Genomic DNA, 17,137 nt, shown 5'->3' with positions numbered 1-17,137 from the left:
TCCTCTTACTGAAATATGAGCAAAAGAACAGAAAAAACGATCGTTGATATTGCGGAAGAGCTGAACCTCTCCGTATCTACCGTTTCCCGTGCACTGAACGATCATCCCAACATCAGCACGCGCACGAAAGAGAAGGTGAAGAAAATGGCCCGCAAGCTGGGATATCGTCCCAATGCCATGGCGGCAGGACTCAGAAGCAACAGGAGCCGTACCATAGGTTTGATGGTGCCCCGTATTTCCATGTTCTTTCCGGCTACTATCAGTACCGTGATCCAGAATAAACTGCAGGAACACGGATACAACCTGCTCATATGCCAGTCAAACGATTCCCTTGAACAGGAAATAGCCCTGGCTAACACCCTGTATTCAGCAAGGGTAGATGCACTGGCCGTTTCCACAACTTTATACACCACTGATTTTTCGCACTTCGATATTTTCAGGGATAACAATATACCACTGGTATTCTTTGACCGGGTACCCGGCACACATGATGTAAAAGTTGTGAAGGGCGATGATTATCGCGGAGGGCTGGCTGTAACAGAACACCTTATAGAAAAAGGCTGCACTGATATTGTGCACATTTCCGGTCCGCTTAGCTGTAACCTGTACGTAGAGCGGGTTGCCGGCTACAAAAAAGCATTACAGCGGCATAAGATACCGTTTAAGAAATCAAGGGTATTTTACCAGGAGCTGACCAAAGAGAACGCCCTGCAGGCATGTGCAAGGATCTTTGCACAGAAGCCATATCCGGATGGTATCTTCGCCGCAAATGATACCACTGCCATCACTATACTGGAATACTGCCGTAAGATCAATGTACGTGTGCCGGAAGATCTGAAGATAGTAGGTTATTCCAATGACCCGAGGGCGGAGATCATCAGGCCCTCCATCACTTCGGTAGATCAGTTTCCCGCCCTGATGGGAGAGAAGGTGGCTGCCGCACTGCTGGAACTTATACAGCAGCCTAAATCCACACCACAGCAATTCTCGCAGGAGATCATCCCCATTCAGCTTATTGAAAGGGAATCTTCAGCAGCAGATGCAAAGAGCAGAACACCTGCAAAGAAAAAACAAAAACAAGGCTAAACATCCGGAACTGTCATCCTTACAGATATACGTGTAAAGAGTTCCGCAAACGTTTGCGTAAAAAATATAAAAGAATACAGGTCCGGATAAAAACATTACACGCATGAAAAAACTATCATTCCTGCTCTGCGGATTACTGGCCGCATGCACAGCTACCCAGGTCGTAGCACAGAAAAGCAGCAGCCGAAAACAACAAATGATCTCTCTGGCAAATAAAACGCTGGACCTGGCCACCCGCCAGTACAAGCTCATGGCAAAACATGTTCCTGACAACGTATTGCCACGCAGCACCAACCCGAAAGACGGCAGCCTGGTAACGGCGAAGTCCGAATGGTGGACAGCCGGCTTCTACCCCGGTACACTATGGTACCTGTATGAATATTCGAAAGATAAAACTATCAGACAGGAAGCTATCAAACGTACTGCACTGGTAGAAAAAGAAAAGAACAACAAAGGAACGCACGATCTCGGTTTTATGATGTATTGCAGCTTTGGTAACGGACTACGGCTCACCAAAGATCCTGCCTACAAAGACGTACTGCTTACCAGCGCCCGTTCACTCTGCACCCGCTTCAATCCCACTGTAGGCTGTATCAAGTCATGGGACCATGGCGACTGGCAGTTTCCCGTTATCATTGACAATATGATGAACCTGGAACTGCTTACCTGGGCTACCAGGGTAAGCGGAGATACTTCTTTTGCGCATGTGGCCCGCACACATGCCAATACCACAAAACTGCATCATTTCAGGCCAGACTACAGCTCCTATCACGTAATTGGATATGACACCACTACCGGCGCTGTGGTGGCAAAGAATACGCACCAGGGCTTTGCAGACAGCTCTGCATGGTCCCGCGGACAGGCATGGGGATTATATGGCTATACCATGATGTACCGTGAAACGAAAGACAAAGCCTATCTTGAACAGGCCAGACATATTGCTGAATTCATTCTGAATAATCCGCATATGCCGGCCGATCTGATTCCTTACTGGGACTATGATGCGCCGGATATTCCGAACGCTCCGCGTGACGCTTCTGCCGGTGCAGTAGCCGCTTCAGCACTGCTGGAACTGAGCCGTTACACCCAGGGCGAAACATCAGCAAAATACTGGAAAGCAGGAGAGAAGATGCTGGAAAGCCTGTGCAGCCCTGCCTATCTTGCAAAAGAAGGCGAGAACAACGATTTCATACTTAAACACAGCGTAGGCTCCCTGCCCCATAAATCTGAAGTGGATGTACCGCTCACCTATGCAGATTACTACTTTGTTGAAGCGTTATTGCGTTATAAACAATGGGCTAAATAATGGACAGGCGTAACTTTATTAAAGCGGTGCCACTGGCCGGTATGGCCGGCGCTGTAAAGGCAGACAACAGCTTCTGGCAGGCAGGGAATGTGCCTGCCGGAAGCAGCGCTGCTCCTGTAGCTGACAGGGAGTACTGGTCTTCCCTGCTGGTCCGCATTGCAGAGCCGGTATTGAAAAACCTGGCCAAAGGAGAACTGAAGCTGGCCATGCCCAGGGAAGTAGCGCCCTCTTACGGGAAGCAGGTGGAAAAAGTGACTTACCTGGAGGCTTTTGGGCGTACTATGGCCGGTATTGCACCCTGGCTGGAACTGGGGGCCGATAATACGGCAGAAGGCAAAATACGGGTCCGTTTAACCGGTTATGCGCATCAGGCTACTGCACAGGCGGTACGTCAGGGTGGGCCTGATGAAATGAACTTTACCGGTAAATATGACGGACAGCCGCTGGTAGATGGCGCTTTCCTGGCACATGCTTTTGTGCGTGCCCCGGAGCAGTTGTGGAAGCCATTGCCTGAGGAAGTAAAAAGAGGCGTAATAGCCGGTTTTAAAAGCCTGCGGAGCATACGCCCGGGATATAGCAACTGGCTGCTGTTTGCCGCAATGATAGAGGCCGCATTGCTTATGTTCGGAGAAGATGACTGGGATAGTATGCGGGTTGACTATGCGGTAAAGAAACACCAGGAATGGTATAAGGGAGATGGAATGTATGGGGATGGGCCTGAATTTCATTACGACTATTACAATGGCTTTGTAATACAACCTATGCTGGTAGATGTATTGAAAGTATTGTCAGACAGGGGGAAGACCAGGAAACAGGAGTATGAGCAGGCATTGACGCGCATGCAGCGTTATGGCGCCATCCAGGAAAGACTGATCTCTCCGGAAGGTACCTTCCCGGTAGTAGGGCGTTCCATGACATACCGGAATGCCGCATTCCAGCCGCTGGTACAGCTGGCATTGCTGGAAAAGCTGCCGGAAGGCGTTTCTGCAGCACAGGTAAGATGTGCATTAACGGCAGTGATGCGCAGGATATTTGAGACACCCGGCACCTTTGACAGTAAGGGCTGGCTGCAACTGGGCTTCTGCGGGCATCAGCCGGAAATTGCTGACATCTACACTTCTACCGGTAGCCTGTATCTATGCACAGCAGGATTCCTGGCGCTGGGCCTGCCGGCCGGACATCCATTCTGGGTGGCGCCGCCACAGGAGTGGACGGCGCAGAAAGCGTGGGCGGGTAAAACAGTGGAAAAAGACCATGCAATTTAATCGGTGTTAATATCTATTAACCCGTAACGGATGCCGAAAATAACCAGTCCCACACGGGTCTTTACTTTCAGCTTGTCACAAAGACTGCTTTTATAATCGTCTATTGTACGGGGGCTCACAAACATCTTCTGTGCAATTTCCTTGTAAGACAACTCTGTACAGAGAAACTGCAGGAAAGTTTTTTCCTTCGGCGTAAGTTCTATTTTTTCGCTGAGTGACAATACATCCTTCTGTAACCCGGAGATCACTTTACCGGATATATAATCAGGCAGATAGAAATCTTTCTTGATAATGGAATCGAACGCTTCTTTCAGATCGTCCGGTTCCACATTTTTCATGATATAACCTTTGGCGCCTGATTTCAGCATTTTGATGATCACTGACTCATCATTCAGCATAGAAAGGGCCAGTACTCTTATCTGAGGGAAATGGTTATTGATCCAGGTGGCTGTTTCATAACCGTTCATACCCGGCATGTTCACGTCGAGTATCAGTATATCGGGTAATTGTACTTCACGGTTGTTGATGATCTTTACTACTTCTTCTCCGTTGCTTGCTTCAAATAGAATGAAATAATCTGCAAAAGTGTTAATCAGCCTGCCAAGGGCTTTTCTGACCAGCACATGGTCATCGGCAATTGCAACACTATATTTCGCTTTCCTGGTTGTGCTCATGGAATGACTGTTTATTTACGGGTATAGTGATACGAATGGCTGTACCGCTATTTTTTGCGCTATTGATATGGAAGGTGCCCCCTATCAGGGAAGCCCTTTTTTGAATGTTCATAAGCCCGAGGCCTTTACGTTGTTCCTGATCGGCAAACAATACATCTGGTTCAAAGCCTACACCATTGTCTTTAATTTCCAGTACGATAATATCGGTCTGATGTGATAGTTTAACGTCAACTTTACTCGCTTTGGCATGCTTGACTATGTTATTAAGCATTTCCTGAACAATGCGAAATAATATGATCTCCGTCTGGTGATCAAGCAGGTTCCGTATGTCTGCAAAATTAGCGGAAGTTTCGTACAAATTGGTCCTCTTCAGTCGCTCCAGTTCAAAATGGACAGAGTTGGCAAGGCCTATTTCAGTAACGCGGTCCGTGTGCAGACTCCGGGAAAGGTCCCTGAGCTCTGTAATCGCCTTTTGTAACGCTTTTCTGCTTTCTTCTATATATTCATGCGCCTCGCTGTTGTTTTCTACAGGTACCGTTAACAGGGACAGGGCTACGAAAGTGAGCGACTGCCCGATATTGTCATGGATCTCCTGCGATAAATGCCCGAATACGTTTTCCTGTATTTCAAGTTGCGATCTCAGTAACTCCTGTTCATAGCGTTCCTTCATTAATCTCAGCTCCTGTGCCTGCGCCTGTCTGCCTTTCTGGTTCAGTATCAGCATGATAACGATGAAGCCAACAAGCAAAACCAGCAGGAAAATGGACGAGAAAATGACTAGGAAGACTTCCTGGAAATCAGATTGCATAAGAACGAGATGCTGAATAATAAATATAGAATAATATTTATCACAACATTAATGAAATAAATGGTTGTATATACATAGAATGGCATATTTGAAATAAAGTTCAGTATCCCGTTCAGGGGCAGACTGCAGGTATAATAAAACAGTAAACCCGTAGAGATCCAGAACGTTGGGTCCTTTAACAGGCTTTGCGGGCCCGGGTATTTGATACGTTCATAAAAATAGCAGATAGTAGCTATCACCACCAGCGTACAGCCAATCAGGAACGCATAGGTATTAAAGGTATGCGGGGTCCGGATAATATTGACAAGCGCAATGCCGGGATATACGATAATGAATATATCCAGCATCCGGATAACTTTTGAGTTGGACAGGAAAGACCTGACCAGGTATAACAGGTAAGTAATATTCGGAATGGTATAGAAATTATAAAAGATCAGGTTGTTCTTTCTATGCAGGCTATACCACCAGGCAAACATTTCTATGGTAATTGTCAGGATGATATAGATAATAAAAGAATTAAGATAATGTGGCGGATTCTTCTGGAATTTTGAAAGTAAAGCTATAATCAGGCATAGTATGATAATAAAAACGTGTATCGGCAACCTGTACAGGGAGATCTGGTGTAATCCCAACACATGCAGATTTACAAAGGAGGACAATAAATGGTAACAGCTATTAGACACTAACACAACGATTAAGTTACAGCGGTAAATTAGTAAAAGTGTTCCTAAATAATTTTCGTTCTACTAAAAAGAACTGCCGGACAGGTATCCGGCAGTACTAAATTTGATTTATAAAGATGGGGAAACAGGTCAGATATTAACAGTTTGTTTTTCTACTCTGGTTAGGGAGGTTTTTATCTCAGCATCGCCTACACAGGCCGGTGGACAAGGTAATCCGTAATTAAATGCAATGATCTCAGCGCCTTTAGGTGTGGAAACATACAGATCTTTATTTTCGGTTTTACCGGTCTGGCCGGTTTTCTGCTGGGTAGCTACGAAAACAATGGTCTGCCTGTCTTCCAGCAGGATATTTTCAGGGAAAGTGGAAGGATAAACCCCAAAATAAACCCTGATCCCATCGGCTCCGGCAGCTTCAGCAGTCTCAATATATTGTTTCAGCTCGTCCAGGCTATACCAAACGCTCAGTGAATCCATCTTGCCCAGTCGCTCAGAATTGGCTTTCCACCTGTTTTCTTTATAGTTTTCGCGCAGCATTGTAACATGCTTATCGTTTACAAACTGACCTGCTTTCATGATTTTTGCGGCTGACATAAGATATTATTTTAGGTTTTGAAAATCTCGTTGACAACCTAAAACTAGCTCCTTTGAGCATAGAAGAATCGTTGTAAGTTAATGATAATCATAACATTACAAACATAATAAATTCATAATTACTGCTCAATCAGGTCATATATAATTTTATATAATATAAATACCGTCTCTTTGCATTCTTTTTCTGTATAAATATGAGGTATTTTCTGCGTAAATCACGGTACAATATTACCGTAATTTATCGGTGTATATTTTTTTTCACATGTATAGGGCGTTTTTTCTTAATCACAAGGTCAGGGACATAGCTCTTTTAATATACCCTTAACAAAAGAGGCGTTTTTTTACCGTGAAAATTCGGGTATCAGACTACCGGTATTTACGCAGTTTTGGAGTGTGTATTGCTACATTTCCTCTTGATTCATTGCCGGTTTTTTATCCCTGCTTACCTGTAAGGAAAAGACGGCCAATCAGATATTTGTATTGTTGAAATGCTCTATTGGTATGGATCACAGGCATTTTGAAATTCCGGGATTTATTTGTGTGTTATAACAAATAACTCACTTGCCTTATAGACTTCTTTCGTTTGCGCTTTCAATGACGGTTACCGGAACTTTATTTTCTCTAATATTGAGAAGGCAATTAAGCCTGAATGCTGATTTAAAATATTGTACCCTTTGAAAACCCTAAATTGTATTGTCCCCCCCAAAGTACCATAACTGGCCTGCTTTTTAGCAGGCCTTTTCTTTTGATATAACCTTCTACGTTCTACCTTCAATGATATATTCCTTCAATGCCGGCAGGTCATGAAAAAAACGGAAGGAAATGACCTGGTTAATGTCCGGATCAAATAAAGGGCTGAATAGCGTGATCTCTGTCTCACTTTCTGTTACCCATACGTTCTGTGTGCCATGGCCGGCCTTCCGCATCTTAGGCTCCCCATAAAGCTGGCTGAGCCTTCCCGCCAGCCGTTCATTCGTTTTCCTGGTATACAGGAAGATACGGTTGATAAACCCATATTCGTTTATACTGGTAAAAAGATGCTGCAGGGCAAGGCCGGGATCATCATTCTCTATCATGACTTTCACATCTCCGTTAAAAAACTGGTAAAGGGAAGGATTGGGGGAAACAATGAAACTGTTCTTCCTGGAATACCGCTGGAAAGGAACAAGGGCAGGGATCTGCTCAGGCTTTCTGCCCAACTGTATATCGCCGATACCCAGATTGTGAAACCTGAAATTATGCTGTTGAGAAGAAGCTTTCATATATACAGGTTGATCCATATAAATTTACGGAAAAAAGGAGAGGGATGGACGGGATACCCGTCCATCCCTCTCCCGGATGTGACCGCAAACTTATTTTTTAGGCTTAGGCCCCATCTGGAATACTAAGCGGCCTCCGTTCATAATATCCTGGTGTGTAATACTATTGCTCAACACCGGCTGTCCATTCAACGTCACCTTCTGCACATATACATTCTTATCACTCTGCCCCGGCGCTTCCACTGTAAAAGTCTTCCCGTTCTCAAGCTGTATCGTGGCCTGTTTCACTGCCGGACTGCCCAGGATGTACTGCTCAGAACCAGGACATACCGGGTAAAAACCAAGTGAAGTGAAAATATACCAGGCACTCATCTGCCCGCAATCATCATTTCCACCCAGCCCGTCGGAGGTTGGACGGTACATCTTCTTCAGGATCATACGTACCCTCTCCTGTGTTTTCCAGGGTTCTCCGGTCCAGTTATACAGGTAAGCGGCATGATGAGAAGGTTCATTGCCATGAACATAATTCCCGATAATGCCATCGCGCGTAATGTCCTCTGTTTCAGCGAAAAACTCGTCCGGCAGGTGCATGGTGAAAAGAGAGTCCAGGTGACGGGAAAAGCTCTTCTTATCTCCGCGCAGCGCTATCATCTCTGCCGGATACTGCGGTACATACAAACTGTAGTTCCATGCGTTGCCTTCAATAAAGCCCTGGTTATCTGTCTTCAGCGGATCAAATGCTTCGCGGAAAGAACCATTGTATAACCGCGGACGCATATACCCGCTGGCCGCATCATACACATTACGGTAATTTTGAGAACGTTTGATAAACTCCTCATAAATATTCTGCCTGCCCAGCTTCTTCGCTACCTGCGCAATACACCAGTCATCATACGCATATTCCAGCGTTTTGGAAACAGAAGACCCATTCCTGTCTTCAGGCACATAGCCCATATCAATATAGTAGCCAAGGCCATCATAACTGCGGTGACGGGCAGTGGTCACACAGGCATCCAGCGCCTTGTTCACATCAAAAGGAGCATTGCCTTTGATGATGGCGTCGGCAATAACAGATACGCTGTGATAACCTATCATGCACCAGTTCTCATTGGCATAGTGAGACCATACCGGCAGCATATGCTGTGCACTCTGTTCATAGTGCGCTATCATCGACTGTACCATATCGGCATTACGTTTTGGCTGTATCATGTTGAACAGCGGATGTAAAGCCCTGTAGGTATCCCAGAGGGAAAAGGTTGTATAGTTGGTAAAGCCATTGGCTTTATGGTTGTTCTGGTCTAGTCCGCGGTAGCTGCCATCAGCATCCATGTAAGTAGTAGGGCTGAGAAAAGCATGATACATGGCAGTATAGAAGTTGGTCATTTCATCCTCACTGTTCAGGGTAGCGTTCACTTTCTGCAGCTCTTTTACCCACATGGCCTGCCCGTCCTGCTTCACTTTTTCAAAGTCCCATCCCGGCGCTTCTGTACGCAGGTTATTGAGTGCGCCTTCTGTGCTTACAGGAGAGAGGGCAAATTTTATCTTCACCTTCTCACCCGCAGCTACTTTAAAATCAAACCATGCCCTGATCTGCCTGCCGGCCATTTCAGGGAAATTACGCGTTACATCGAACTTACGCCAGAAGCCTTTGTATACATCATTAGCATAGTTCTGATGGCCATACTGCGTGAACGGTTTGGAGAAAGACATGGCGAAATACACAGTTCTCGTACGCGCCCATCCGTTAGTTTGCCGATAACCTGTAATAAGCGTATCGTTCTCTACTCTTACAAACGTCCATACATTTTTGTTACCGTAGTTGTAAATGCCTGCCATCAGGTCCAGTACTATATGCGCCTGATCTGTAGCATCAGGGAAAGTGTACTGGTGAAACCCTACCCGGTTGGTAGCAGTCAGCTCGGCAGTGATATTGTATTTATCCAGTTTAACTTTATAGTAATCTGCTTCCGCAGTTTCATTGCTGTGTGAAAAAGTGGAGCGGTAACCGCTTGCCGGATCAGTGGCCGTTCCCGGATTCAGGTACAGCTTGCCGGTAGTAGGCATGATAAGGAAATCTCCCAGGTCAGAGTGGCCGGTACCGCTGAAATGCGTATGGCTGAACCCTGTTATGGTCTTGTCTGTATACTGGTAACCAGCGCAGTATTTGTATACATCCGGGTTATACTTCCCATTCATTTCATAAGGAATGGTATCTGTTTCCGGGCTCAGTTGCACCATACCAAAAGGCACTGTGGCGCCCGGATAAGTATGGCCCATTTTTTCTGTGCCTATAATGGGTTTTACATATTGAAGCAGGTTTTTATCCTGCGCCTGTGAAAACTGTTGCGTACAAACCAGGAAAGCTGTAACCAGGGAAAGATGAGAAGCAAAACGTGCACCCATTGTCAATAATAGTTTTTACGATTAGATAGGTTTGTAAAGTAGTAGCTCAAAAAGAATCGCATGTCACAGCTGGGTAAAAGACTTTAAACGAAATGTAAATGGCTCTGCATTACTTCAGGTAAGGCTGCAGGAACGATGCCAGCCTGTTATAGCCTTCAGCGTTTGGATGCAATCCGTCTGTGAACAGTTTTTCATCTATATGCCTGTCAGGCAGCAGCAACACCTGCCCGGGGTTAATGAACTGCACCTGCGCTGTACCTGCCAGCTGCATAATACCATTGTTGATGTTAACAACGCGTTCTTCCATTTCTCTTCTTGGCAGAATGCCTGCCAGCAGTATATCTGCTTTGGGCTGCCGTTGACGGATAGCAGCTATCAGCTGCTGCAGGCCGGCAATGATCTCTGCATTGGTGTTCATCTGCAGGTTATTGGTACCTATCATAACAATGACCTTTTTCGCATCATAGCCATCCAGCTCTTCGTGATATACGCGCCAGAGCACATTTTCAACACGGTCCCAGCCAAATCCCATATTGCGTGTGCCGGCAGCGTCCATAACTGCTTTCCATGAATCAGCGCCGCGGGCATAAGGTCCCTGGGGCAGCCCTCCCCAGAAATGAATAATGGAGTTACCCAGTATGGCCACTTTGGGGGCATGCGCTTTGTTCATGGAAAGTATTTCGTTATGCCGTGCATCCCAGTCATAACGCATCAGCTCCCGGTATTGCCGGCAGGCTATGGTAGTATTGATAGTTCCTTCCGGCTCCTGCAGTATATGACGTAATGTTTTTACATACGCGTCTGCATAGGCCTGCATGCCTGCATCGCCGGGATGAACGCCATCTACTGTAGCAGAAAGATCAAAGTGAATATCTGACGCAGGCAGCAGGTATAGCTGCCTGATACCTGCCTGCTGCAATTGCTGACAGGCGTCTGCCAGGGCTGTGTTGGCCGTGCTGTAATTACCTCCGCCCAGGGTATTGACCATTTGTATGGATGCTGTAGGATGACCGGTTAGCAGGATAGGCGTATTGGGCCTTTTACGCCTGAGCAGCTTCACCGCATCTATTATGCGTTGCTGTATCTCTGCCGGCGGCATTCCGCTGATGTTGGGAAGACAGTCCAGCACATATACCTTTGCGTCTATTTCTGAGATGAGCTCAATGATAGGAGGTTCCAGCCGCCCGTTACCTGAAAATCCCAGGTTGATCACCTGCCGGTCCAGCTGCCTGTCTACCTGCGTGGTCCATGCCAGCCCGGGGCGGGATGTACAGCCGCCCTGGGCAATGGAAGTGCCATATACCACAATGGGCTTTTCCTGTCTTACAGGCAAAGGCTGAATAGCAGCAGTGCCGGGAACCCCTATTTCCAGCCATTTTACCTGGTTGTACAACGGCAGGTAAAGCCGGTATTCCCTGGCGCTGTTCCCTATATTGGAAAAATGCCAGGTAATGGTATCTGCAAACTTGTATTTCCCGGCAGCCCATCTCCAGCCGCCGTTTTCATCCAGGGCATACAGGTCTACCCCACTTACCCCTGTAGCCGGCATATGCGGCATTTCCAGCTTGCCGGCAACAGTGTAACGCACTACTATTTCGCTGGCAGTGGTCCTGAAACGTACGGACAGCCCGGCAGATTGCCCGGCCAGCTTCCACACCTCCGGACGTACATCTTTCTCTGCTCTTGCCGGCAGCCGGCTGTAAGACGCTGCCATCCCGGAAGGCCATGCCTGTCCGCCTATAACAGGAAAACTGTTCTTTGACGGGTCCCACCAGCTGTAACGGGTAGTATCCTGGGCCATAGCAGAGTAACTGCATAAGGCAATGGTCATAAAGAGAGCCCATCTACGTATATTGAAAAAGCGCATACCTCATTGTATTTGATAGTAAATAAAAATATTGTTTTCCGTTTTATTATTCCAATGATCATTTTTAATGAAAAAACGCAGCATTTTCAATATTTTGGCAGCAAATTCAGTGAGCAGTGGCAAAACCGATACTAGTAATAAAATTTGGCACAGCTTCCATCACACATGAGAACGGGGAGCTGGATGAAACAATAGTAGCCTCCATAGCCAGGCAGGCAGCAGATCTTAAAGAAGAGTACAACATTGTATTGGTTTCGTCAGGTGCAGTGGCCGCAGGTAAGAAGTATCTTAAAAACTACAGCGGCACCATCAGCGAGCGTAAAGCCGCAGCAGCCATAGGTAACCCCTTGCTGCTCAGTAAATATGCACGCTATTTTGCTCCGTATGATATTGCCATTGCGCAAAGCCTTTGCGAACGCAGGCATTTCAGCAACCGTGCACAGTTCCTCCAGCTGAAGAAAACCTATGAAGAGCTGTGGGAAAGCGGAGTAATACCCGTAGCAAATGAAAATGACGTGGTGAGCGACCTGGAGCTGAAATTCTCCGATAACGATGAACTGGCTACCCTGATAGCCGTAGGCTTTGGAGCCAGCATGCTTTTATTCAGCACCTCCGTAGGCGGAGTACTGGACAGGGAAGGCAAAGTAGTACCGCGCATAGAAGCAATAGACGAAGCTGTATTATCTCTTGCAGATACTAAGAAATCCAACCTGGGCCTGGGAGGTATGGTGTCCAAACTGACCTTCGCCCGTCTGGCCACCCGCATGGGTATCAGGGTGGTCATCTTTGGTATTCATACACCCGATGGCATACTGAACGCCATCGAAGGCAAAACCGGTACCTTATGCCTTCCACAGCCATGCAGCATGCCCGCCCGTAAAAAGTGGCTGGCCAGCGGCAGCCTGGTAACCGGCAGGGTACTGGTAGATGAAGGTGCGCTGAGCGCCCTGCAGAAAAGACGTAGCCTGCTGGCAGTAGGAGTGCTCACCGTACTGGAGAAGTTTGAAGGCGGGGAAGTGTTTGAGATAGTGGACGAAGAACATAATGTAATTGCAGTAGCACGTGCAAAGGTATCGTCAGAAGTGTTGTCTGAAGACAGCAAGCAGCAGAACCTTGAAATTGCACATGCAGATGATATTGTGTTGCTATAGAGAAGGTAGAAGGGAGGTAGTGGGGAGGTAGTGGGGAGATAGAACGGAGGTATAAAGAAGCTACAGAAGTGATATAAACTGTGTAAATGGAATCGATACAAATATTACTGGAACAGGCGCAACAGGCTACTCAGTCCCTGAAAGCGCTGTCTGACCAGGGAAAACAGGCGCTGCTGAAAAAGCTGGCCGCCAGAGTGGTGGAAAATACTGACGCCATTATTACAGAAAATAAAAAGGACCTGGATAAGGTCTCTGACCAGGACCCAAAAAAAGACAGACTGTTGCTGAATGCCGCACGTATACAGCAACTGGCAGACAGTATCAATGAAATAACCGCTTTGCCGGACCCCTCCAACCAGTTACTGGTAGAAAGAACGCTGGATAATGGCCTGCACCTGCAGAAGCGTACCGCTCCGCTGGGAGTAGTGGGCGTGATCTATGAATCCCGCCCCAATGTAACGCTCGACGTGGCAGCCCTTTGCATCCGCTCAGGCAACGTATGCGTGCTGAGAGGAGGGTCAGATGCTTTAAATACCAACATTATCCTGGTTACCCTGATCAGGGATACGCTGAGGGAAGCCGGTGTGGATGTAAATGCGGTACAGTTAATGCCGGTTGACAGGGCACTGATAGGAGAGATGCTGTCTGCCAAGAAATATATAGATATCATTATTCCGAGAGGGTCTCAGCAGCTGATAGATTATGTGCGCGCCAACTCAAGTGTACCGGTAATAGAAACCGGTGCAGGCGTATGCCATACTTACGTAGAGAAAACAGCAGACCTGCAGAAAGCCAGTGTCATTGTCACCAATGCAAAAGTTTCCCGCCCCTCAGTGTGTAACTCGCTGGATACCGTGCTGGTCGACAAAGAAGTGGCAAAAGAGCTGCTTACCTTACTGGCGCCTTCACTGCTGCCATACAATGTCGAGATCTTTGCAGATGAAACAGCATATGCTATCCTGGAATCATTGCAATATCCGCTGCTGCAGCATGCCGCCCCGGCCGATTTTGGCAGGGAATTCCTCGATTTCAAATGTTCCGTAAAAGTAGTGAGCGGTGTTGACGAAGCATTACAACATATCCGGGAATATTCTTCCAAACATTCAGAAGCTATCGTTTCTTCTGATGCCGCTGTAAGTGAACGTTTCCTGAATGAGGTAGATGCTGCCGCCGTGTATATGAATGCTTCCACCAGGTTTACCGATGGTGGTGTATTCGGACTGGGGGCTGAAATAGGCATCTCTACCCAGAAACTGCATGCCCGCGGGCCTTTTGCATTAGAGAAACTGGTAACAGAGAAGTGGTTTGTAAGAGGTGACGGACAGGTAAGATAAAGGGTTCAATTCCCGGTCAATTCTTTTTCAGCCGGCCGCAGGCCTGGATATTCTTGCATAAAAAACGCTTTTGCTGTCAGCAGAAGCGTTTTTTGTCCCTGCTCAACTCCTCCTTTAAAGCTCCTTTCAAGTATCTTTCAGGCATGTTTAAAGCATGTCTTAAGCATGTTTAGTGCATGTATTGCGGTACCACTTTAGCGCCACAGTACTTTTTGTCTGGTGGTGTTAATAGAATATCCTTTGCCGGGGGGAAGGTTTGCATCCTCCTTCATGAATCACGTTCATAAATATTTTTTCCGCATTATTGAAGCAGCTCATCGATCTTTTTAAACTGGTATCCCTCTTTCTTTAATTCAGAGATCAGCTTTGGCAGTAAAGTATAGAACTTCTCTTTCCTTCTCGGATCTGTACCTGCATGAATAAGCAGGATAACCCCGTTTAAGTTCCCGAAACGCTTTACAGACCTGTAAACATCAGCATTGCTCTTATAAGCGGCGACCATCTCCGGATAGGTATAATCTGCGTTACTGCCTGTACCAGGTGTAAAGCTCACAATCTGTAACCCTTCTGCAGCAGACCACTCAGCTATGCTGTTATTCCACCATTCATAAGGCGGTATGAAATAACGCACTTGGGAAGTATCAATACCCAGTGCCCGCATCTTTGCAAGATTAGTATGTATATCAACAGAAAACTGTTGCTGTGTAACAAGCAGGCTATCCCGTTTTTTCCAGTCGCAGTATAACAGATGCTGATCAGAGTGTGGCCCCAGATAATGGCCTTGCTGGTACAGCTTGCGGATATATGGCTGGAAGGCAGGCGTAGCATAACATTTGCCGGTAAAAAAGAAAGAGGCTTTTACTTTCTGTTGTTCCAGCGCTTTGGCAATAGAAGGCAGACCTTCTGCAAATTCATGGGCAGTGAATACAAGAGAAATGTTTTTGAGGGAGCTGTCGCCACGGGTAATACCGCCCTGTGTAATTGTTCTTGTGGCAGATTCCTGCGCAGCCAGCAGGTAGATCAATACTGCCGTACCGTCCATAGTTGGTTCGTTGGTGCTGTAATCTCCGAAGTCGTCATGATAAACGGCCAGGCTGCTCTGGAAATCTGCATATTCATCAGCATCCTGCAGTTGAATGCCTATCAGGTTCTTGAAGATGTTGGTATATACCGGACCATCTACCAGTCCGCCGTCTAACGGATAATTTTTCAGGTGGCTGAGAGAAGAGTGCGGATCGGCAGGAGTATCGCCATTGGCCGGGAGGCCATATACCATAGAGGTTCCCCATGGGTTACAGCCAAACAGCCAGTCGAACGATGCCTGTTCCAGTTCAAGATAACTCTGATCGCCGCTCAATTGCCTGTACCAGTAACATTGGATGGCAAAGGCGGTGGTGAGGTTATTGCTGCACCAGATAAAGGGAATACCGCGGTGGAAGGCATTGCCGGAGGCTTTACGCCATACCCGTTCTATTCCTCGTTTATAGTATTGGATAAGCGTGTCCCGTTGAGCGCCTTTCAGTTGCCTGGCCAGTTCTGCATGACCGGGATTGATAAACGGGTACCATTGGTAATGGCGGGCGGTATCTTTACCCAGCCAGGGCGTAACGGGCTCCTGCTCAGCAAACGACCATGCGTCCTGTATATTACCGAGAGAGGCTGAGGCCAGTTCCATATCATCCGTCCAGTTATCTTCTTCGTAGAAGTAGGGAGAACGCCCGGGAGCTGTCTGGCATACGCCAGGATAAGCTATACCAAGTTGATAAGCTGCAAGTGCTTTATGTGCAAGCATGGTATCTGCAAGCAACCGGGCGCCCAGAGCAAAGCAGCTGCTGAACTTCCCTGCAGTGGAGGCAATGCCGGTGCTGCGGTTCTGGTATTTCATCAGTCCCTGGGGTTTGCCGGTACAGAGGTATACGGGGCGTTGCAATCCGCGGCCATAGAAGTTGGTATCCTGCCTGGGGATGCGCATGCCCTGGTGGTCCCGGTCATCGCCTATCTGGTTGTACATACGGTCGTCCTGCGGGTACATCTTTAACAGCCATTCCAGTCCCCATTTCGCTTCATCCAGTACATCTGCCGTACCGTTGCTGCCGGGAAGTCCGTTTGCCCGGAGGGTATCTGTAAATGCACCCGGAAAGTCGCGGTATGCTGCCAGCAAATGCCAGGTAGCATTGGCAGAAGTGGTGGCATATTGCAGATAATCGGAGGCGTCATGCCAGCCGCCGGAGACAGGTACAAAAGTGGTGTCAGGAGAATATACAGGGAAGCCGTCATGTGTATGACAGGAGTCTTTCAGGAATGGATTAAAGCCGCTACGTTGCTGGCGCATATAACGCAGGCAGAAATCGGCAGCGCCTTTGTATACTGTATTGCTGATAGGAAAAGTGGCAGATCTGGTTTTACCTGTTTGCAGGTAATAGAGGCCCGGTGTGTGGAAGCCGGAAAAGTTGAGCCGGCAGGTTTGTGTAAAAGGGCCATAGGAGCCTGCTGCCGCGTTTGCTTTACTTTTGAGCACTACTTTGCCGGAATGTGCGTCTACCAGTTCAAAATATGCCGGTGCATTCTGTTCCTTGCTGCACCATACAGCTACTTTGCTGCCGGCAGGTGTATAACCCAGCTGGTTGATACGTATCCAGTCTGCATGAACGGTTATCTTTATTGTTAGCAGCAGTAGTAACAAGAGTAGTTTTTTCATAAAGCAAGTGGT

At 47.2% G+C, this 17,137-nt stretch carries 13 protein-coding genes; 5 read left to right on the top strand and 8 right to left on the bottom strand.

The genetic code is table 11. The annotated features are described in order from the left end of the window. The first annotated feature begins 15 nt into the window (after nucleotides 1–15). The 3 genes from GO493_RS20835 (at nucleotide 16) to GO493_RS20825 (ending at nucleotide 3,657) form a co-directional block, all read left to right on the top strand. Nucleotides 16–1,086, top strand: coding sequence for a LacI family DNA-binding transcriptional regulator (locus tag GO493_RS20835; protein WP_157308166.1), 1,071 nt, complete (start codon nucleotides 16–18; stop codon nucleotides 1,084–1,086). A 103-nt stretch (nucleotides 1,087–1,189) separates the two neighbouring features. Continuing rightward, entirely contained in the window at nucleotides 1,190–2,392 is a 1,203-nt protein-coding gene (locus GO493_RS20830) for a glycoside hydrolase family 88 protein (protein WP_157308165.1), read from the top strand. Then, on the top strand, nucleotides 2,392–3,657 hold the full coding sequence (locus GO493_RS20825) for a DUF2264 domain-containing protein (protein ID WP_157308164.1): 1,266 nt from the start codon (nucleotides 2,392–2,394) through the stop codon (nucleotides 3,655–3,657). The genes GO493_RS20830 and GO493_RS20825 overlap by 1 nt, the downstream gene beginning before the upstream one ends. On the opposite strand, the gene GO493_RS20820 is transcribed toward GO493_RS20825, so the two are convergent. The 7 genes from GO493_RS20820 to GO493_RS20790 form a co-directional block, all read right to left on the bottom strand. Beyond that, on the bottom strand, nucleotides 3,654–4,331 hold the full coding sequence (locus tag GO493_RS20820; protein ID WP_157308163.1) for a response regulator transcription factor: 678 nt from the start codon (nucleotides 4,329–4,331) through the stop codon (nucleotides 3,654–3,656). The genes GO493_RS20825 and GO493_RS20820 overlap by 4 nt on opposite strands. Next, nucleotides 4,303–5,139, bottom strand: coding sequence for a sensor histidine kinase (locus GO493_RS20815; protein ID WP_157308162.1), 837 nt, complete (start codon nucleotides 5,137–5,139; stop codon nucleotides 4,303–4,305). Before GO493_RS20815 ends, GO493_RS20820 begins: the two co-directional genes overlap by 29 nt. Beyond that, entirely contained in the window at nucleotides 5,109–5,822 is a 714-nt protein-coding gene (locus tag GO493_RS20810) for a hypothetical protein (RefSeq protein WP_157308161.1), read from the bottom strand. Before GO493_RS20810 ends, GO493_RS20815 begins: the two co-directional genes overlap by 31 nt. Before the next feature lie 129 nt (nucleotides 5,823–5,951). Next, nucleotides 5,952–6,413 carry a hypothetical protein gene (locus GO493_RS20805; protein ID WP_157308160.1) on the bottom strand — a complete coding sequence of 154 codons (462 nt, stop codon included), beginning with the start codon at nucleotides 6,411–6,413 and terminating at the stop codon, nucleotides 5,952–5,954. 758 nt (nucleotides 6,414–7,171) lie between these two features. Continuing rightward, entirely contained in the window at nucleotides 7,172–7,675 is a 504-nt protein-coding gene (locus tag GO493_RS20800; protein ID WP_157308159.1) for a hypothetical protein, read from the bottom strand. 90 nt (nucleotides 7,676–7,765) lie between these two features. Continuing rightward, complete coding sequence (locus tag GO493_RS20795; protein WP_157308158.1) at nucleotides 7,766–10,075, bottom strand: GH92 family glycosyl hydrolase; 2,310 nt, start codon at nucleotides 10,073–10,075, stop codon at nucleotides 7,766–7,768. A gap of 109 nt (nucleotides 10,076–10,184) precedes the next feature. Then, nucleotides 10,185–11,942 carry an SGNH/GDSL hydrolase family protein gene (locus tag GO493_RS20790; RefSeq protein WP_157308157.1) on the bottom strand — a complete coding sequence of 586 codons (1,758 nt, stop codon included), beginning with the start codon at nucleotides 11,940–11,942 and terminating at the stop codon, nucleotides 10,185–10,187. 116 nt (nucleotides 11,943–12,058) lie between these two features. Here GO493_RS20790 and proB point away from each other — a divergent pair, with 116 nt between their 5' ends. Then, nucleotides 12,059–13,093 (top strand): glutamate 5-kinase, encoded by a 1,035-nt coding sequence (proB, locus tag GO493_RS20785; protein WP_317165450.1) that lies wholly within the window; start codon nucleotides 12,059–12,061, stop codon nucleotides 13,091–13,093. 86 nt (nucleotides 13,094–13,179) lie between these two features. Beyond that, a complete protein-coding gene (locus GO493_RS20780) occupies nucleotides 13,180–14,427 on the top strand; it encodes a glutamate-5-semialdehyde dehydrogenase (protein WP_157308156.1) in 1,248 nt (415 codons plus the stop codon). 301 nt (nucleotides 14,428–14,728) lie between these two features. Here the strand turns inward: GO493_RS20780 and GO493_RS20775 are convergent, their stop codons facing one another. Then, a complete protein-coding gene (locus GO493_RS20775) occupies nucleotides 14,729–17,125 on the bottom strand; it encodes a glycoside hydrolase family 9 protein (protein ID WP_157308155.1) in 2,397 nt (798 codons plus the stop codon). Nucleotides 17,126–17,137: the final 12 nt, after the last annotated feature.

This window comes from Chitinophaga tropicalis (genome assembly GCF_009758205.1).
GTDB classification, from domain to species: Bacteria; Bacteroidota; Bacteroidia; order Chitinophagales; family Chitinophagaceae; genus Chitinophaga; species Chitinophaga tropicalis.
Note: the sequence above shows the minus strand (reverse complement) of the source record. Positions and strands in the feature narration are given on the sequence as shown.